The following is an 18,407-nucleotide window of genomic DNA, read 5'->3' on the forward strand; positions in this document are numbered from 1 at the left end:
AACGACAATGCCCACCAAACTTATTTGTCCTCTTTCGCAATAGCCTCGCGCATTGTTGAGGCTGTTCGAATAAGATGAGTTACAGCATCAATATGGATATGAACAAAGTGAATATCCTACCCGCTAAACAACGACAATGCTCACGAAACTTATTTGTCTTCCTTCGCTATTGCTTCCCGCATTGTCGTATCCGCTTGAACATTATCCATACGGTAAATATCCATTGCACCAAGGTTCCCTTTTTCCAGTGCTTTTGCAAGGGCTCTTGGAACTTCGGCTTCGGCGGCAACTACGACTGCACGGTTTTCTTGTTCTAGTGCGATCGCTTCTGCTTTACGTTTGGATGCTGCGGCTTGAGCAACTTCCATGTCCGCGTTTGCTTTTTCGATGTCTAGTTTGGCTTTGATGTTATCGCCAATACGCATTTCGGCAATATCAATCGATAGAATCGTGTAGGCTGTGCCATCGCCAAGACCTTGTTCTTGTACTTTTTTCGAAATGCTGTTTGGGTTTTCGAGTACATCGGTATGCTCGCGAGTTTCACCGACTGTTGAGACTACGGCTTCACCGACACGCGCGATAACAGTATCTTCACCGGCACCACCGACGATACGGTCGATATTGGATTGCACGGTAATTTGTGTGATAACTTTTACTTCAACACCGTTTTGAGCAACACCGGTAAATTCAGGTGTGCGGATAACTTTGGGTGTAACGGAAGTTTGAACGGCTTCTAAAACGTCACGTCCTGCAAGGTCAATCGCTGCGGCACGGCTAAAATCAAGTTGAATATTGGCACGGTGCGCGGCAATTAGAGCATCAACGGTTTTATCGACGTCACCACCAGCTAAGTAATGGCTTTCCAGTTGGTTTACTTCTAGGTCAAGCCCGGCTTTTACGGCTTTAATTAGTGGTTTGACAACGCGGGAAGGAGTTACCCGGCGCAAACGCATGCCGACAAGTGTTCCCAGTCCTACGCGAACTTGCGCGGAAATGGCGCTGATCCATAGGCCTACTGGTACTAGTGTGAAAAATATAATCAAAACTACAAGTACTAAAACTGCGATAATAATTGGTCCAATCATGAATTATCTTCCTCTCTTTTTAGGTCTTCGTTTACTAATACATAGCCAATATCAATGCCGACAACAACGATAGGAGTTCCTATATCTAAATAGCCGTCTTTTAGCCTAGCGTCATACCATTCACCATCAATGATAACTCTGCCAATCGGTTTCAAAGTTGTTCCGGCTTTTCCGTGCTTGCCCATCACTTTATCTCGTAGCGCTTTCATTCGTTCGATTTCACTATCCGCTAAGAAACCACGATGTACAAGTCCCCAAGATTCGCCGTATACAAGATCATCTTCGGTATATTCTCGCGACATTATGCTCACCATCCTCTTGATAATAGATTGCTTACCTCTAGTATAACCTATTTTGCGTTAGGTGTGGGGAGGAATGTGGAAATAGTATGAAATTTTTCACGAAAGTTCGATATTGACACCGTGGTGCGCTACATGGTTTATACTGGATATGAGGAGGGGGAAGCATGTATCGAATTGGAGAGTTTGCAGAGATGACTGGGCTTACGAAGGAAACTTTGCGATATTATGCGCAGATAGAGTTGCTAGTGCCTGTGTTTGTGGAACCTCGGAATAAATATAGTTATTATGATAACAACTCGTTTTTGGTAGCGAGATTGCTCGTTTATTTGCGCCGATTTGATTTTTCGATTCAGGAAATGTTGACGGTAGTCCATGAGCGTTTGCTGGATGAGCTGGAGGAAATTTTGAGGGAGAAGAAGGTGGCTTTGCGTCAGCGAATTGCGGACACGGAGGCGATTATTAGTGAGATTGATGGATTTTTGGAAATGGAGGAATGAAACATGATGAAGTGGCATGAGGAAATGGCGATTAAGGCGAATATCGAGGTGGTTTGGAACTTATTTGCGCTTGAAAATATGCAGCGAGTGATGCCTCAAGTAGTTGAAAATGAAGTGATTGAGAGGAAAGAAGGTATCGTTGGCTCGACTTATCGGCAGAAATATCAGGAAGGTAAGCGTGTGGAGACGTATATTGTCGAGGATTTGGAGCATGAGGATACGCCGGATCGTAAGCATAATACGAGCGGTTTTGTGTTAGCGAAAGCTTTCAAAATTGAGACGTCGATTACGCTAGAAAAAATAGATGAGGATACGACGCGGTTCATTTATTATGGCTCGAATCAAGGCGTTAACTTTCTTGGGAAAACGTTGATGAAGCTTGGCGGATCGAAGAATAATGATAAGGTTGTGGATGATTTCATGAAGCGTGTGGAATCGGAGGCTTTGAAGGATATAGTATAAAAATAAGTCTAGCCACTTTTTGACGAGTAGCTAGACTTATTTTTATACATTTAAATTAGAACTTATTAGCCAAAGCAGCTGCTTTTTCTACGCCTGCTGCGATTAAATCTTGTGCTTGATCTGGTGCTGCGTTGTGGCCTTCTACGATAACGGTTTGTGGATTCGTGATACCGAAGTGAGTTAAGATATTTTTTACGTAGTTAAGAGACATTTCCCAGTTTGCCATTGGGCCGTCTGAGTATACGCCGCCGCGTGCGTTTAATAGTACAACTTCTTTATTTGTTACAAGACCAACTGGGCCTTCTGATGTGTATTTGAATGTTTTACCCGCTTGGTTTAAGTAGAATAGGTAAGTTAGGAATTGTGCTGGGATGCTGAAGTTCCACAATGGGAATGCCATCACAACTTTGTCAGCTGCTAAAAATTGTTCTAGGTAGCTGTTTGCAACTTTTGCTAGGCGAGCTTCGTCTTGCGTTAATGTTTCGCCGATCGACTCTTTGTAAAGGCCGCTCATCATCGTTGCGTCATAATAAGGAAGGTCTGCTTGGAACAAATCAAGTTCAGTGATTGTATCCCCTGCATTGCTTGCCGTATAGTTTTTTAAGAATTCTTCGTATAATTTCACACTCACGGAACGTTCCGCTGGTAAACCGTTTGCTTTAATAAATAATACATTAGCCATTTTATAAATTCCTCCAATATGTTTTGATTACTTTTACAGTGTATAATATTGCACGCTACACTTCAAGTAATATGCTTACAAAAAATTAGCATGTTGTAAAAAGTAAGTGAAAACGTTTTCGTGAACAATTAGACGCATTTTGTGCTAAAATAAAGAAGAATGGGGGTGTCGGCATGGAAATGAGGGAAATTAAGGATTCAGAGATTGGAAAAGTGAAGGAATTGCGCGACTATGCGTTTCGAGTTCCTGCATCTGGTGGAGAAGCAGATTTTAATTATTGGGCAGAAAATGCGCGGCGTCTGGGGTTGTTTTACGGCGAGCATTTACTAGCGCAGGTTTTGACATATCCGCTCAGCGTTTCGATTTTGGGTGAACGATTTTCGATGGGTGGCATTGCGTATGTGGCGAGTTATCCGGAGTATCGGAATGCTGGCTTGATTCGCCGTCTGATGGAGGAATCACTTGTTAAAATGAAGGAAGCCGGGCAGTTGGTTTCCTATTTGAGCCCGTTCTCCATACCGTTTTATCGGAAATTCGGGTATGAAGTATTCACGGAAAAAATAGAGGTGGAAATTCCGAGCCATGCATTACCGGATATGGGAAGTGTACCAGGGCGTGTGATGCGCTTTTCGAGTGAAGATGGGACGGGTATCTCGGTCGTTCGCGAGCTGTATAATCGATTCGCGCTGACGAAAAAAAGCGGCATGATGATGCGCGATGATGCGTGGTGGTTACGATTGGCGCGCCGTGGTCATACGAAGGAAATTGCGGTTTACTGTGATATGAACGGCGTGACGATGGGGTATATGTTGTTTACGCTGGATTCGGAAGTATTTAAGGTACACGAGATGGTCGCGCTGGATTACGAGGCCGAAAAAGGATTATGGCGATTCGTTGGGACGCATGGCATGATGGTGGACCGCGTTGTTGCAAAAAATGTGGGCAGTTTGCGGGATATCGCGCTTGCTTTTCCGTCACCAGATTTCGAGAAACGTGAGATTTTGGACTTCATGATGCGAATCGTGGATGTGGAAGCCTTTTTGGGGAAATATCGATTTGCGCGAACGGAAAATACGCTATACCTCCAAGTGGAAGATGAGACCGCGCCGTGGAATGACGGGATTTTTGAAATTCGAGGCAGCATTGTGAGGCGGTTAGAACAGACCAGCGAGCCTGTTTTGGCGATCACGATTCAAGCATTAGGGCAGATGGTGATGGGCTTTGTGCGACCGCGCGACCTCGTGTATTACGGGAAAGCGACGGCGAGTGAGGTAACGATTGCGACCTGGGAAAAAGCGATTCCACATGTTCGGAGCGATTTTTACGACGCTTTTTAAAAAATGGAGAGAAAACGCTGGATTTTTACGAAAAAATGCATTAGAATGGAACTTGTGATTGTTCAGGGTACGACTTTTAGAGCGTATTTTGGCAAGCATCTGCATGTTGGGGAAATACCCAAGTCCGGCTGAAGGGGACAGACTCGAAATCTGTTAGGCGGTTCAGGCCGCGCCGGGGTTCGAATCCCCGTTTCTCCGTTTTTAGGAAATGAAGGAAGAAGAGAAGACACTGTGAATCATTGATATTATGCGATTTATGGTGTTTTTTTGTTTGAGGGGTATGAAAGGTAACATAGAAAAAGCTCTTATCCTTAAAACGAGGATAAGAGCTTTTTTTTGCTTTGAATAGGGAAGTTTGCTATTTATTTTGTGAAAACTGTAAACCTTCTTTAAAAGCTACCGAATAAATATACGCAAAGGTTTCCACTTGTAATTTCTCCAGCTCATCGAGAAAGGGAAGAACGGCGGGAAACAATTGTTCTTCCATCTGGTCGCGCACTTGATAAAAGGCGGCACTTTTTTCTTGGTATGTTTTGTGGTTGACCTCATCTTCAAACATCGCCCGCAAGCGCATCGAGCAAAAATTTTCAAAGTCTTGTTCGAATGTTTTTGGAATCAAAGGTGATCACCTCTTTCTATAGTTTATAACGATACATCATTCATGATTTTGGGTTTTTCTCTCTAATATTGACTCGGATTATTAAATTTGATAAAATGAATCCATAACTTGTAAGTACATAACATTTGTTGCAGTCATTGTAAGCGGATAAATCGACTTATGGCTATACTTTATCATTGGATTTAATAAAAATCAAGTTTTTTTATCGAAATTAATAAAAGTAATATGGAACTAGGGAGGGTAAAATGATAACCTTTGAACGTATAAAAAAGCTCTGCAAAGCGAGAGGCATGTCGCTTCAAGACTTAGCTCGCAGTGTAAATATAGGAGAAAATTCAATCTACGCTTGGAAAACCAATGCTCCCACCAGTGATAAGCTTCGCGCGGTTGCGGATTATCTTGACGTTTCCGTGGATTACCTACTCGGCAGATCAGATAATCCAACGCAAGAAAATGGTCATTCCCCTGAAATACAAGATATTATCGATTACATGGAGCAAAATAGTGATTTTGCGGAATCCATCAGGCATTTGATAAAAACGGTTGAAAATCAAAAAAAGGATAAATAGAAAACCGCCCAAGAAAGGCGGCAATAGGACGAGGATTATTTGCAAGCTAGTGTTGATAAAAATGCACCGTTAAGTATAAACAATATTTTAAATGCTTCATCTTCTGTGTATCCTGCTACCATCAATTCATCTTTACTAATTCTATCTTGATCAATTATCTCTATTATCTTTTTGTAATGCATTTTATTTTTTTTCGCATGTTCTAATAGTAACCCGTGTTTTAATCCCATCTCAGCCTCACTCCTACGATAATATGATGCTCATTCATCACTCATTTTCTTTTTTACTTTTTCATAATATATGGTAGACTAAGTACATGTTCGAGGTCTATCTTTCGTTACACAATCGTCGGGATTGGAAAGAATAGGCTTCGGCTTTTTTACATTCAACCTGTATGAATATTAATCATTGTTTGGGCGATTGGAGTTTCCGCCACTACTAGACTGACTGTAGCTAGTAGAAAAGTAACCGTTAACATAGAAGCAAGCACTTTTTTCAATGTAAATTCACCTCACTCTTCACTTGTTAAATCTTAGTATATCACACAAATAGTTCCATTTTTCATTTGACCCAAAATACAATCGAAGGAGTAAAATATATGAAACCCATTGGAAGTACACTCGCTTACCTGCGAAAGAATTTAAACATGAGTCAACGCGCTTTTAAAAACATCAAGCAAAGTACCATCGGCAATATTGAAGTGAATAACACGGTACCACGGGTGAATACGTTTTTGGATATCATCAGCGAATTGCATGTGAGTTTAGACGAATTTATGTTCATATTGAATGGCTATGCGTACGATGAGCGTACCACATTATTCAAAGACGTACGCGCCATGCGACATAGTTTGTATGCCAAAGAAAATGTCGAATTGAAACACCGCATAGAACAATACATAGAGAATAACCCGCGCGACATGTTTATACAAGATTTAAAAGTTATCTTAGATAGTTACATTGAGATAAGCGAGTCGGATACGTATGAAATTGACTCCCCGAAATCGTTTGCTATTTATGATCGTATCGAGGAACAAAAAATATGGACGTATGAACAGATTTACGTCATGTCGAAATTGTTTTACATTTTCCCAGAAAAACGTGCGCTGGAAATTGTGCAACGAATCGACAAAGAATTCGAAAAATATAACACGTATGAGAATATACAAGGCACGCGAATCGCTTTCTTACTGAATGCTGGCGGCTATCGTATTTCCAAACGGTTGTATGCTACGGCGCTACCGCTTGTCGAAAAAGCGAGAGATTTGTCATATGCAGCCGATAATTTAGTAACCATGTCGTTTGCCAATGCAGAAATAGCAAAAGTGAAGCATGCTCATGGTGAAATAGAAGAGGCGCAAATCTTGATAGACAATGCGATTGCAATTCTGTCATTAAGTAAGAAACAACAATTAGCCGATGATATTGATCATTCTTGGAGGAACTTTATTACCGAATTAGAAGCGGCTCCGGTAAATTGAGTTTGCCGGTCTATGCTAGAAATTGTATAATAAAGGTGCTAGAAAAATGAGAGGAAGCTTTTTAAGAAAAAATAATGAAAGGATGGATAATATGGCGAAAAAAATACAATTACCAAGCGGTCGATTAGCCGAACATGCGAGTGCGATTCAAGCGACAACAAATAGGTTGAAGTTACAGCCTAAGCCAAGCGTTTCGTATTCCACAGGTAGTGCGCGGCAACTGGTAGAAGGCGCGATGGAGTTTGCGCAAATGACAGCATCCGCTCCAGCTGCGTTTCAAAAAGATACAGCGAATTTGAAGAATGTGGAGAAAGCATTTGTTGCCTCAGAAAAAGCGCTGGGCGACATGCTACACCAAGGAATCGAATGGGTGGGCAGTAAAAAATAGATAAGGGGGATACATAGCAATGCAACCAAGACAACGGGAAGAAGATGCTTGGAAAGAACAAATCAAGAAAGAGCGACAGTTTGAAGAGTTGGAGCAACTATTTTCAAAAGCGAAACGGGCGCAAGAGAATGTGTTACATACTTTTCAGGATGCGTGGCAGGGGAATCGGTCACGACAGCGATTAGGACTCGTGGAAGAAACGATGACGGAAGAATGGCAGAAGCGGAAAAAACAGATGTACGCCGTGGATGATGCGATACAGGAATCGCGTCGCGCTCACCAGCGAGCTAAATTTGCATCGAAGGAGGCTGATGCGCATGCCACGGATTGAGATTGGGGAAGTACGTTATTTTGTAGGACAGTTTCTACGAGAAAGTGAACGGTTACGGGACGCACTGAGCGATTATCGAAAAGCCGTCGCGAAGTTAGTGGCGGATGGTGAGATTAAAGGCGAATTTGTCGATAGCGCGAAAAGCTATTATGAAACGGTGCACTATCCCATCGTAGACACGACCATCGAGTGTTTGAGTGAAGCGGATCGGATTTTGAAGAAGTATGTGCAGGACTTTGAAGCGCAGGTGGATGATGCGTTTGACTCGCGATTGGATTCGGATAAATTAGATGCGCTGTATGCGGAAATCAGGCGGTCAGAGAATTTGTTGGATGACTTCACGCACGCGATGGATTCGATGACGGGCAACTTGAACCTTGGGCAACAGATAGGCATGAAGCTGGGACTGGAAACGTCGATGATGCAAATCAAAGAGGAGATCAAGATTTTAGAACGGTATCTGGATTTTGAGCATAGTCATACGAACGTGATGCACGATGTTTTATCGCGGATGTATCAGGTGAAGACGGGCGTGAATGAAATCCTAGCCGGAAAAGCATTCAATGCGACAACACACACCTACGATTCCAGTAAAATGCAATTGGGCTGGCTGAACCATCTAGTACCAGAGAAGAAGCCGAAGAAAACGTATAATTTCGATGATTACACGAAGACGCTGGAAGGTAGCTATTGGGTTTTAAGTAAAAATGGTATCACGAATCGCGAAACCGCAGAAGCAAGTATTGCCTACAACGACGGCTTAAAAGATGGTACAATTAAAGTGACATCCGAAGAAACTGGCGATTTCATGACGGATTATATGCTAGATGCAATGAAGGGTATCAATACACTTAATCCCGATGTACCTTTAACTAAAATGCAGAGTATTTCTATTGTCTCTTTTGTTCTATTAGGCGGAGTAGCTATGAAATCAAAAGGGATTAAGGTGCCTAAAAGCAATGTCAGTAAAATATATAGTAATGTGAAGCTTAAAGGGACATCTAGTAGAATTGTTCTTAATGATAATAGCCATTTTTTGAGTGAATTTGAATTAAAGCCAAATGTTAAGTACGATAGTAAAGGATATATGTATAAGACAGATGAGCTTAGCAGAGTTAAACAAGCTAAAGGTAAACTGACAGCTGTGAACGGTACAAGGAATACCACTCATCAACTTAAGGCGGGTGGAGAAGATCGTATTATAGCTCCTAGTACACAAGGAGATCATGGTGGACATTTAATAGCGACTAGATTTAATGGGTCGCCACTTATTGATAATATTGTTGCCATGAACGGAAATGTAAACGTTAGTGCATATAAGCAAATCGAAAATAAATGGGCAGCTGCGTTATCGCAAGGTAAAGAAGTAATTGTCGATATTAGACCTGAGTATCTTGGTACATCCAAACGACCAGTAGCGTTTAATATCAATTATTCAATAGATGGAGAAAAAGTATCAAGGAGGCTATTAAATGAGTATGGAAGCAAATAAAATGGAGACTAAAATACTAGACGAATTATATCAAAAGATCGCAACACAGGTCATAGAGACAATACCAGAAGCATGGGATAAATTTAAGCTTTATTCCGAGGTGGATAAATATAGCGATTCAACAATGTTTTACTATTATCCTAAAAATAGTAAGGAACCAATCTATAGTCTGGACATTGAAGACATAGATGGTGTGGATGAAGATATAACACAAGATAATTTAAGCCAATTGAGTAATTTATTGAGAGATTTGTGGGAAGAGTTTATAAGAAATGAACATGAGCCATGGACTAATTTAACATTTGAGGTAGATGCAGAAGGCGATTTCACTATCGATTATGATTATACGGATTTGGATGCGGGTAAATATGATCATTTTGAGAGAGTTATCGTTTGGAAATATGAGCATCTAGGTATCTTGCCTAAAGCTGGGCGGGATGATGAATTGAGTATGGTAGAGGCTTATATTGCGAACAAAAATAAATGAGTAATGAAAATGTTAATTCACTTTATCAGGAAATAGCGACAGAACTCAATATGATAATTCCAGAGCAATGGAGTGAGGTTCTATTATATTCAGAGGTGGAAGAACACAGTGACGCAACTTTCTTTTACTATTATCCTATGGGTAATAGTACACCGATATATAGCTTGGATATTGAGGATATAGAGGGTGTAGACGTAGAAGGGGTAGATAACGGTTTGAGCAATTTAAGTGATCTATTAAGAAAACTTTGGAATGAATTTATTGTAAACAAACAAGAAACATGGAAAAGTCTAAACTTCACTTTAAATTCAAAGGGCAAATTTAACATCCAATACAGCTATGAAGATTTAGAGAAAGATGGCTATGATTATGTTGATCGCATAGCTATTTGGGAATATGAGAAATTAAACATGTTACCCAAACCGACTGATATAAGTGGTATAGAACTAATTGAAAACTATAAAAAGAAATCTAGCAAGGGGAAATAGTATTAAAAATCGTTTGCCGCTAAGGAGCAACGGATATGCATAAAATTAAAGGTTTTGGCACATTGTCAATGCAAGAGATTATTAGGTTAGAAAAAGAGATGCAACTAAAATTTCCAGAAGACTATAAACAATTTTTGGTGAATAAAAATGGTGGGGTTCCAGCAGAAAATTATTTGTCTATGATAATCCCATCTAATGGCGAAGAGATTGTTTTAGGCGCGTTATTGGGAGTTAACGAAAATGATAATTTTGATTTAGAAAGCTGGTATAAAGAGTACGGTGATGAATTGATGGAGTCAGCATTAATCATAGGGACAGAATATGGCTCTGGATTATTTATTCTAATATGTGAAGGGGATCAAGAAGGAATATATTTTTGGGATAATGGGCAAGAATTAGAAGGGTCTAGTGATGAGGAGAATGTTTATAAGTTGGCAACTCCGTTTAGCACTTTTATCTCTGGACTAAAACCAGAAAAATAGTTCTATAGAATGATAAATTTAGAAAGCTAGTTACAGTAGAGAGGGTATTAAATGAGTATGGAAGCATTGTATCAAGAAATAGCTAATCAAGTGAATAATGTTATTCCAGAGGACTGGAGCCGGTTCTTACTTTACTCTGAAATGGATCAATACAGAGGAGCAACTTTCTTTTATTATTATCTGGTTGAAGGCAAAGATCCCATCTATAGTTTGGATATTGAAGATATGGAGCACATTGATATGGATGAAGTTCAAAATGGACTGAGCAATTTAAATGGATTATTAAGAGATTTATGGAATGAATTTATTGATAATAAACAAGAACCATGGAAAAGTTTAAATCTAAGTCTGGATTCTGAGGGCAAGTTCAATATTCAATACAGCTACGATGACTTGGAGAAGGATGGCTATGATTATATTGAGCGGGTTAAAATTTGGAAGTATGAAAAACTAGGTATCCTGCCTAACATTAAGGATGTAAGTGGTTGCAAGTTAATTGAGAAGTATAAAAAAGATGCAAGCAAGAAAAAGTGAGTGGAGTATAAAATGCGCATAGAAAAAGGTTCAGTCGTATTACCATTACCTACAAAAGACATAGTAAGCAACGAGGAAAATATGTGGGGTGTTAAACTTCCAACAAAATACTAAGCTTTATTAATTGAAAATAATGGCGGAGGAGCGTGCTGCATGCTGCTTAGTAAATTGAACAGATGATGTAGTTGGTTTAAAAAGAATTAAATAAGATTAATGATTAGATAAGACATTGAACTGTGTTTGGGTTCAATGTCTTATTTGGTGTTTATACAATATGGTTTTGGAATAACAGAGTTTTAGCATCATTAAATCCTAGCTTATAAATGTGTTGAGTAAGAAGTTGTTCATAGTTAAGGATGGTTTTTTCATAACGATTTAAAAGATCTAGCGCTTGGTCATCTTCGTCTAATTGTAAAAATAATTCATTTAATAAGGAAGTGCAATTAGAATTAAATTCCGCTAATTTTTTATCAGTTGAAGGGCTTTCCATAAGGGTTTCAATTCGGGTAAGAACAAATTCTTGAAAATCAATATCTAAATTTTTCATCAATAACTCCTTTCTGATGTCTTTAGCGACACCATATGATTACACATTATACTATATGATGTTCTTATAAACAACAGAAAGGGATGAGCATGTTGAGTAGATATGTAATTATTAACTTGAAGAATCTGGTGGAGAGCAGAAATATATCTTTACGAGAACTTGCACGGTTATCTGATATTGAGCCTTCGATTATTAATAAGCTGTCAAATAATAAGCATGAGAGAATTTCATTGCGACATATTGAAAGGATTGCAGAGGCGCTCGAAATTGATGATATAAGGGAGATAATAAGTATAGAATCTCATTAATGAAGGTTTATGGAGGAGATATTATGCACGGAGGACTCGACAGTGAAAAAATTAGTTGTATAGAGGCAATTCTGTATTCTGAGGATTTGAATGAAGCCACAAAACAAGTGGCGAGCATTGGAGATTCAGAAATGCTTTATGTACTTGCGGCAAATTATAATTGGGATAACGGATTTAGTATACCTAGGGCGATAATTACTAATAATAACTGTGACATGTCAACGGGTTTAATGATGTTCTATTTGTCTGACGGTATTAGATTACTAGTAGATAAAGAAAGTGTTGAACAATCGGGACTGGATGAATGGAGTAAATTTATAACGGAGGTTTATTCCAAACTTGAGATGGATGTTTTCAAGCGCAGCAGTATTTCATATTATCCAGAGTTGACTAAGGTACAACTATTTAAATTGAAAAAATCGAATCCAAACATACCCGGTTTTTTCTTGGATGGTATAGAGGGAAATGATATTGAGATTCCTATGATATAATTCAACACAAAAATCTAATTGAAATCAGAACTAGCAACATTTTCTCTGAACTTAGATTTTTAATTTTGCTATTTATTAATATCGGTAATTGTAAAAATTTCATTGGCAGCAGTTAACTGAAAATCTGCTTAAAAACCCAGTTGCTGACTTACAAAAACTTGAGGTACAGGTATTGAATTATTATGAAGAGTTTCAAGAAGGAAGGTATTTTGTTAGCAGAAGATAATTGGTTGAATTTAAGAGATGGCTGCTGAGCTGTCTCTTAATTTATGAAAAAATAATTATGTTTTGCTAATCTGTCAAGCTGCAGATTCATTAATAATCTGGTATAGTTATGTTGTTGCAAGCGAATAGGCGGATATATTACCTCAAAACAGAAGAGGACTAAAACCCAAACGATTGGTGTTACATTATTTTCATAGATTTAGAGTACCTCAAAACAGAAGAGGACTAAAACGCACTCTCCGACAATAATCTCGTCCATTTTGATTTAGAGTACCTCAAAACAAAAGAGGACTAAAACAACTCTGTACTTGTGAAGTACGTTAAATCCGATTTAGAGTACCTCAAAACAAAAGAGGACTAAAACCTCTTTTGTGGATAAGTATTCGAAATAAAGCCATAAAAACTGTGATCCAAAGAGCTGGATTATTGGTTTTTATGGCTTTATTCAATTCTTAGTATGGTAGATGATTCGTCAGTGAATGTTGTCTTACAACGTGCCTTCTTGTATAATGAATATATTGATAAATAATAGAAATTTCATACACACATGAAGAAACCAATTAAAATTTCAGCAATAATGAAGCATTAGGCGCATGACTATAAAATCAAATGGAGCTGAGTAGGCAGATGAAAATCACAAAGATGAGAGTAGATGGAAGAACTATCGTAATGGAGAGGACAAGTAAGGAAGGTCAACTGGTTTATGAAGGTATCGATGGAAATAAGACGACAGAAATTATATTTGATAAGAAAAAAGAGTCATTTTATAAGAGTATCCTCAATAAAACTGTGAGAAAGCTTGATGAGAAAGTAAAGGATAGGCGTCAGCGGGCAATTAATAAAGCGATTAATAAAGAAATAGCAGAATTAATGTTGGCGGTGTTACATCAAGAAGTGCCAAGACTAAAGTTACATAATTTAAAGAGTCTAAGTACGGAATCTTTAACCAAACTATTTAAACCGAAGTTCCAAAATATGATTTCTTATCCGCCTAGCAAAGATGCCGAACATGTTCAATTTTGTCTCACAGACATAGCGGTACCAGCGATTCAAGGGTTAGATAACATTAAGCCAGATTGGGGCGTTTTTTTTGAAAAATTGAAACCCTATACGGATTGGGTAGAATCATATATTCACTTTAAGCAGACAACCATACAGAGATCCATTGAGCAAAACAAAATACAGTCCCCTGATTCTCCAAGGAAGGTAGTATTGCAAAAATATGTCGCAGCCTTTTTGAATGGAGAACCGCTGGGACTCGATCTTGTGGCGAAAAAATATAAACTGGCAGACTTAGCGGAGTCGTTTAAATTAGTAGATTTGAACGAGGATAAAAGTGCAAACTATAAAATTAAAGCGTGCTTGCAACAACATCAGCGAAACATTTTGGATGAATTGAAAGAAGATCCTGAGTTAAATCAATATGGTATAGAAGTGAAGAAATATATACAGCGATATTTCCCAATCAAACGTGCACCGAATAGAAGTAAACATGCACGAGCGGATTTTTTGAAAAAGGAATTAATCGAATCTATAGTAGAGCAACAATTTAAAAATGCTGTATATCATTATGTATTGGAACAAGGTAAAATGGAAGCCTATGAGCTAACAAATCCTAAAACAAAAGACTTGCAGGATATTAGATCTGGTGAGGCATTTAGCTTCAAATTTATTAATGCTTGCGCCTTCGCATCCAATAATTTGAAGACGATTTTAAATCCTGAATGTGAAAAGGATATTCTAGGTAAGGGCGAGTTTAAAAAGAGTTTGCTAAACAGTACTACGCGATCTGATGTTGTGAAGAAAATGATTCCCTTTTTCTCGGATGAGATTCAAAATGTGAATTTTGATGAAGCTATCTGGGCGATTAGGGGCTCTATTCAGCAAATTAGAAATGAGGTTTACCATTGTAAAAAACATTCCTGGGAACGCATACTTAAAATAAAAGACTTTGAACCTAACAAGATGAAATATGAGGATTCTGATATGCAAAAATTGATGGACAAAGATATCGCCAAAATTCCAGACTTCATCGAAGAAAAACTTAAAAGTAGTGGGGTAATAAGGTTCTACAGCCATGATAAATTGCAGTCTATATGGGAAATGAAGCAAGGGTTTTCGTTGTTGACTACTAATGCGCCGTTTGTCCCAAGCTTTAAACGTGTCTACGCAAAAGGGCACGACTACCAAACTTCTAAAAATAGATATTATGATTTAGGTTTGACTACTTTTGATATTTTGGAATATGGAGAAGAAGATTTTCGTGCACGCTATTTCCTGACGAAGCTAGTTTATTATCAACAATTTATGCCATGGTTTACAGCTGATAATAATGCTTTCCGAGATGCTGCCAATTTTGTATTGCGATTAAATAAAAATAGACAGCAGGATGCAAAAGCTTTTATTAACATTAGAGAAGTTGAAGAAGGTGAGATGCCTAGAGACTATATGGGCTATGTCCAAGGTCAAATAGCGATACATGAGGATTCAACTGAGGATACACCGAATCATTTTGAAAAATTTATTAGCCAGGTTTTTATTAAGGGATTTGATAGTCATATGAGATCTGCTGATTTAAAATTTATTAAAAATCCAAGAAATCAGGGGCTAGAACAAAGTGAGATTGAGGGAATGAGCTTTGATATTAAAGTAGAGCCATCATTTTTGAAAAATAAAGATGACTACATTGCATTTTGGACATTCTGCAAAATGCTTGATGCTAGGCATTTAAGCGAGCTAAGAAACGAAATGATTAAGTATGATGGTCATTTAACTGGAGAACAAGAAATCATTGGTTTAGCATTGCTCGGAGTGGATTCACGAGAGAATGATTGGAAGCAATTTTTTAGCTCAGAATGGGAATACGAGAAAATTATGAAGGGCTATGTTGGAGAGGAATTGTATCAATGTGAACCGTATCGACAAAGTGATGGAAAAACACCGATTCTTTTTCGTGGTGTAGAACAAGCGAGGAAGTATGGTACTGAAACAGTGATTCAACGGCTTTTTGATGCTAGTCCTGAGTTTAAAGTGTCGAAATGCAACATAACTGAGTGGGAGCGGCAAAAAGAAACCATTGAAGAGACTATTAAGCGAAGAAAAGAATTGCATAATGAATGGGCAAAAAATCCCGAAAAACCGCAAAATAATGCATTTTTTAAAGAGTATAAAGAGTGTTGTGACGCTATTGATGCTTACAATTGGCATAAAAATAAAACTACGCTTGTATACGTTAATGAGCTGCACCATTTGCTAATTGAAATTCTGGGAAGATATGTTGGCTATGTAGCAATAGCTGATAGAGACTTTCAATGTATGGCGAATCAATATTTTAAGCATTCAGGAATAACTGAGAGAGTGGAATATTGGGGCGATAATAGACTAAAAAGTATTAAAAAGCTGGATACATTCTTGAAAAAAGAAGGACTGTTTGTTTCTGAGAAAAATGCAAGGAATCATATAGCGCATTTAAATTATTTATCACTCAAATCTGAGTGCACGTTGCTGTATTTATCTGAGAGGTTGAGAGAAATTTTTAAGTATGATCGTAAATTAAAGAATGCCGTTTCCAAGTCATTAATCGATATTTTAGATAGACATGGTATGAGCGTCGTATTTGCTAACTTGAAAGAAAATAAACATAGGTTGGTGATAAAAAGCTTAGAGCCAAAAAAATTGAGACATCTAGGTGAGAAAAAAATCGATAATGGTTATATAGAAACAAATCAAGTTTCAGAAGAGTATTGTGGTATAGTAAAGAGACTATTAGAAATTTGATATAGAATGTTGCAGTTAATTTCAAAATGAAATTGGATGGGAGAATGCAATTTCATTTTGCTATTAAAAAATACCTCAAAACAGAAGAGGGCTAAAACTAGAATAATCGAGTGAGACGGTCTACAAGTGATTTAGAGTAGCTCAAAAAAGAAGAGGTCTAAAACGCTTGCCTTGTCGTAGGCAATCTCGACACCGATTTAGAGTACCTCAAAATAGAAGAGGTCTAAAACTAATGCCTGCCGTGTGATCTCCGTGTTCATGATTTAGAGTACCTCAAAATAGAAGAGGTCTAAAACCAGCTAATTCCTTACTATCTGCCTTGACATGATTTAGAGTACCTCAAAATAGAAGAGGTCTAAAACTCCGCCTTAGCTTTCTTCGTTTGCGCCTTAGATTTAGAGTACCTCAAAATAGAAGAGGTCTAAAACTACTATTATCGTTGCTGTAATAGGCGGAATGATTTAGAGTACCTCAAAATAGAAGAGGTCTAAAACTAATAAGAATAAGAGTAAGTCACAGTTGTAGATTTAGAGTACCTCAAAATAGAAGAGGTCTAAAACATCTGAATTTAGAATTCTATATTCCATTGAGATTTAGAGTACCTCAAAATAGAAGAGGTCTAAAACTAAGGAAATCGTCCGCATATTTCTGAAATCGATTTAGAGTACCTCAAAATAGAAGAGGTCTAAAACCTCAAATTGAAACGATGAGCTATGTAAAAAATCTAGAGCCCTTTAAACAGAAGAGTATTAGAATCTCGCACAACAAAGAAGATGACGAATAAAATCTTCGCCATCTTCTTAAAAATATTTGCCACAAAATTGCCACACAGCCAACATTATAAGCATTGAAACCAGCACCACGAGTGCATTTCATCCAACCGTCAGAATCCCCGTTTCTCCGTTTTTAGGAAATGAAGAAAGCACCATAAACTGTTGTCATGACGCGGTTTATGGTGCTTTTTTTCGTATCTCTGCCACAAAAAAACTCTGAAATAGATGACCTATTTCAGAGTTGCTACAATTTTAGGAAAAATAATTTCTAAATCATCGTCTTCATCCCACTCTAAGGCTTCTGGTAACACAATATCGGTATGAATCTCCGCTTTTTCATCGGCGGTTAGGGCGAAACGATCACAAGCTTCAAAGAAAATCTCCTCATCGTCCTGCTCGGTTTTCTCTAAATACTCGTCACTGCTGATATACATAATCTCTTCAAATTCAGCTAAAAAATCTTCGTCTATGTTACCTTGAAGCAATTCGCCGATAGAATCCGGGTCTTCCAGTATCGCTAAAAAAGCATCCTGTCCAAGAGAAATGAGCCAAGCGCGGAAATAATCGAAACCGTCATCACTCGCTCCGTCATTCAGTAGATAAGCTGCGGCCCAGAGCCTGTCCACCTTCGAAACTTCGAGATATTCATCAAAAATAAGTTGCCATTTCACTATATCATCTGATTTTAGTTTACGGAGCAATTTTTCGAGCGCTTCCAAGTATTCATCGATGTCTGCGCCGCTTTGCACGATAGCTTTGTTGACGATTTTCCAGAACTTTTTCTTGTTCATGCTTTTGACTCCCTTTCATTATCCAAAGTGTGATTGTTGTTACGGCAAACAGGAATAATATGCTCATAATCGAAATATACATCATCCAACTGTCCATCTCAGAAAAATCTTCGTACGGAAAGTTATGGAGATAGGAGCTACTAATCGATGCAACTATGTCCGGTGTTTTATACATAAACACAGCGATAGCGAGTAAAATACCTGTAAAAAGCCAATCTAAGTCTGTCCATTTTTTCTTCATTTTATCCAATCCCCTTTTT

The 18,407-nt window shown here is 38.2% G+C and carries 23 protein-coding genes, 1 tRNA gene and 1 CRISPR repeat array; of the genes, 16 read left to right on the forward strand and 8 right to left on the reverse strand.

Going from position 1 to position 18,407, the window contains the following annotated elements:
- Positions 1 to 149: 149 nt before the first annotated feature.
- Positions 150 to 1,085, reverse strand: a complete 936-nt coding sequence (floA, locus tag HCJ66_RS06265; protein ID WP_036059155.1) for a flotillin-like protein FloA — start codon at positions 1,083 to 1,085, stop codon at positions 150 to 152.
- Positions 1,082 to 1,387, reverse strand: a complete 306-nt coding sequence (locus HCJ66_RS06270; protein ID WP_036090969.1) for an NfeD family protein — start codon at positions 1,385 to 1,387, stop codon at positions 1,082 to 1,084. Before HCJ66_RS06270 ends, floA begins: the two co-directional genes overlap by 4 nt.
- A 164-nt stretch (positions 1,388 to 1,551) precedes the next feature.
- Here HCJ66_RS06270 and HCJ66_RS06275 point away from each other — a divergent pair, with 164 nt between their 5' ends.
- The gene (locus HCJ66_RS06275) at positions 1,552 to 1,884 is read left to right on the forward strand and encodes a MerR family transcriptional regulator (protein WP_187132355.1); all 333 of its coding nucleotides are present in this window, start codon (positions 1,552 to 1,554) and stop codon (positions 1,882 to 1,884) included.
- 3 nt (positions 1,885 to 1,887) lie between these two features.
- Positions 1,888 to 2,346: an SRPBCC family protein gene (locus tag HCJ66_RS06280; protein ID WP_181676272.1), complete on the forward strand. Its 459-nt coding sequence runs from the start codon at positions 1,888 to 1,890 to the stop codon at positions 2,344 to 2,346.
- Positions 2,347 to 2,401: 55 nt separating this feature from the next.
- Here the strand turns inward: HCJ66_RS06280 and HCJ66_RS06285 are convergent, their stop codons facing one another.
- The gene (locus HCJ66_RS06285; RefSeq protein WP_181676271.1) at positions 2,402 to 3,028 is read right to left on the reverse strand and encodes an FMN-dependent NADH-azoreductase; all 627 of its coding nucleotides are present in this window, start codon (positions 3,026 to 3,028) and stop codon (positions 2,402 to 2,404) included.
- 173 nt (positions 3,029 to 3,201) lie between these two features.
- Between HCJ66_RS06285 and HCJ66_RS06290 the strand changes: the two genes are divergently transcribed.
- Complete coding sequence (locus HCJ66_RS06290; protein WP_187132356.1) at positions 3,202 to 4,365, forward strand: GNAT family N-acetyltransferase; 1,164 nt, start codon at positions 3,202 to 3,204, stop codon at positions 4,363 to 4,365.
- Between the two features lie 108 nt (positions 4,366 to 4,473).
- Positions 4,474 to 4,563: transfer RNA gene (locus HCJ66_RS06295), tRNA-Ser, on the forward strand.
- A gap of 160 nt (positions 4,564 to 4,723) precedes the next feature.
- Here the strand turns inward: HCJ66_RS06295 and HCJ66_RS06300 are convergent.
- The gene (locus tag HCJ66_RS06300; RefSeq protein WP_187132357.1) at positions 4,724 to 4,984 is read right to left on the reverse strand and encodes a hypothetical protein; all 261 of its coding nucleotides are present in this window, start codon (positions 4,982 to 4,984) and stop codon (positions 4,724 to 4,726) included.
- A 245-nt stretch (positions 4,985 to 5,229) separates the two neighbouring features.
- Here HCJ66_RS06300 and HCJ66_RS06305 point away from each other — a divergent pair, with 245 nt between their 5' ends.
- Entirely contained in the window at positions 5,230 to 5,553 is a 324-nt protein-coding gene (locus HCJ66_RS06305; RefSeq protein WP_187132358.1) for a helix-turn-helix domain-containing protein, read from the forward strand.
- A 35-nt stretch (positions 5,554 to 5,588) separates the two neighbouring features.
- Here HCJ66_RS06305 and HCJ66_RS06310 read toward each other — a convergent pair whose 3' ends face one another.
- The gene (locus HCJ66_RS06310; RefSeq protein ID WP_187132359.1) at positions 5,589 to 5,783 is read right to left on the reverse strand and encodes a hypothetical protein; all 195 of its coding nucleotides are present in this window, start codon (positions 5,781 to 5,783) and stop codon (positions 5,589 to 5,591) included.
- 368 nt (positions 5,784 to 6,151) lie between these two features.
- Between HCJ66_RS06310 and HCJ66_RS06315 the strand changes: the two genes are divergently transcribed.
- The 8 genes from HCJ66_RS06315 (at position 6,152) to HCJ66_RS06350 (ending at position 11,235) form a co-directional block, all read left to right on the forward strand.
- The gene (locus HCJ66_RS06315; RefSeq protein WP_187132360.1) at positions 6,152 to 7,033 is read left to right on the forward strand and encodes a helix-turn-helix domain-containing protein; all 882 of its coding nucleotides are present in this window, start codon (positions 6,152 to 6,154) and stop codon (positions 7,031 to 7,033) included.
- A gap of 91 nt (positions 7,034 to 7,124) precedes the next feature.
- Positions 7,125 to 7,421 carry a hypothetical protein gene (locus tag HCJ66_RS06320; protein WP_187132361.1) on the forward strand — a complete coding sequence of 99 codons (297 nt, stop codon included), beginning with the start codon at positions 7,125 to 7,127 and terminating at the stop codon, positions 7,419 to 7,421.
- 19 nt (positions 7,422 to 7,440) lie between these two features.
- Positions 7,441 to 7,752 carry a hypothetical protein gene (locus tag HCJ66_RS06325; RefSeq protein ID WP_187132362.1) on the forward strand — a complete coding sequence of 104 codons (312 nt, stop codon included), beginning with the start codon at positions 7,441 to 7,443 and terminating at the stop codon, positions 7,750 to 7,752.
- Positions 7,739 to 9,244, forward strand: coding sequence for a DNA/RNA non-specific endonuclease (locus HCJ66_RS06330; RefSeq protein ID WP_187132363.1), 1,506 nt, complete (start codon positions 7,739 to 7,741; stop codon positions 9,242 to 9,244). Before HCJ66_RS06325 ends, HCJ66_RS06330 begins: the two co-directional genes overlap by 14 nt.
- The gene (locus HCJ66_RS06335) at positions 9,225 to 9,731 is read left to right on the forward strand and encodes an immunity protein YezG family protein (RefSeq protein WP_233230982.1); all 507 of its coding nucleotides are present in this window, start codon (positions 9,225 to 9,227) and stop codon (positions 9,729 to 9,731) included. Before HCJ66_RS06330 ends, HCJ66_RS06335 begins: the two co-directional genes overlap by 20 nt.
- Complete coding sequence (locus HCJ66_RS06340) at positions 9,728 to 10,219, forward strand: immunity protein YezG family protein (protein WP_187132364.1); 492 nt, start codon at positions 9,728 to 9,730, stop codon at positions 10,217 to 10,219. The genes HCJ66_RS06335 and HCJ66_RS06340 overlap by 4 nt, the downstream gene beginning before the upstream one ends.
- A 35-nt stretch (positions 10,220 to 10,254) precedes the next feature.
- Positions 10,255 to 10,701, forward strand: a complete 447-nt coding sequence (locus HCJ66_RS06345; protein WP_036059172.1) for an SMI1/KNR4 family protein — start codon at positions 10,255 to 10,257, stop codon at positions 10,699 to 10,701.
- 51 nt (positions 10,702 to 10,752) lie between these two features.
- The gene (locus HCJ66_RS06350) at positions 10,753 to 11,235 is read left to right on the forward strand and encodes an immunity protein YezG family protein (protein ID WP_036059176.1); all 483 of its coding nucleotides are present in this window, start codon (positions 10,753 to 10,755) and stop codon (positions 11,233 to 11,235) included.
- Between the two features lie 265 nt (positions 11,236 to 11,500).
- On the opposite strand, the gene HCJ66_RS06355 is transcribed toward HCJ66_RS06350, so the two are convergent.
- Entirely contained in the window at positions 11,501 to 11,782 is a 282-nt protein-coding gene (locus tag HCJ66_RS06355; RefSeq protein ID WP_036059178.1) for a hypothetical protein, read from the reverse strand.
- 89 nt (positions 11,783 to 11,871) lie between these two features.
- On the opposite strand from HCJ66_RS06355, the gene HCJ66_RS06360 reads away from it, so the two are divergent.
- The 3 genes from HCJ66_RS06360 (at position 11,872) to cas13a (ending at position 16,583) form a co-directional block, all read left to right on the forward strand.
- Positions 11,872 to 12,090: a helix-turn-helix domain-containing protein gene (locus HCJ66_RS06360; protein WP_233230983.1), complete on the forward strand. Its 219-nt coding sequence runs from the start codon at positions 11,872 to 11,874 to the stop codon at positions 12,088 to 12,090.
- Positions 12,091 to 12,113: 23 nt separating this feature from the next.
- Positions 12,114 to 12,581, forward strand: coding sequence for a DUF4274 domain-containing protein (locus HCJ66_RS06365; protein ID WP_036059182.1), 468 nt, complete (start codon positions 12,114 to 12,116; stop codon positions 12,579 to 12,581).
- 852 nt (positions 12,582 to 13,433) lie between these two features.
- Entirely contained in the window at positions 13,434 to 16,583 is a 3,150-nt protein-coding gene (gene cas13a, locus HCJ66_RS06370) for a type VI-A CRISPR-associated RNA-guided ribonuclease Cas13a (protein ID WP_187132365.1), read from the forward strand.
- 128 nt (positions 16,584 to 16,711) lie between these two features.
- Positions 16,712 to 17,275: direct repeats of the CRISPR family, unit length 36 nt; unit sequence GATTTAGAGTACCTCAAAATAGAAGAGGTCTAAAAC.
- A gap of 311 nt (positions 17,276 to 17,586) precedes the next feature.
- On the opposite strand, the gene HCJ66_RS06375 is transcribed toward cas13a, so the two are convergent.
- Both HCJ66_RS06375 and HCJ66_RS06380 read right to left on the reverse strand, forming a co-directional pair.
- Positions 17,587 to 18,147, reverse strand: a complete 561-nt coding sequence (locus HCJ66_RS06375; RefSeq protein WP_187132366.1) for a DUF4240 domain-containing protein — start codon at positions 18,145 to 18,147, stop codon at positions 17,587 to 17,589.
- Entirely contained in the window at positions 18,080 to 18,388 is a 309-nt protein-coding gene (locus HCJ66_RS06380; protein ID WP_187132367.1) for a hypothetical protein, read from the reverse strand. The genes HCJ66_RS06375 and HCJ66_RS06380 overlap by 68 nt, the downstream gene beginning before the upstream one ends.
- Positions 18,389 to 18,407 lie beyond the last annotated feature (19 nt).

The sequence above is a fragment of the Paenilisteria portnoyi genome (assembly GCF_014322795.1).
GTDB classification, from domain to species: domain Bacteria; phylum Bacillota; class Bacilli; order Lactobacillales; family Listeriaceae; genus Listeria_A; species Listeria_A portnoyi.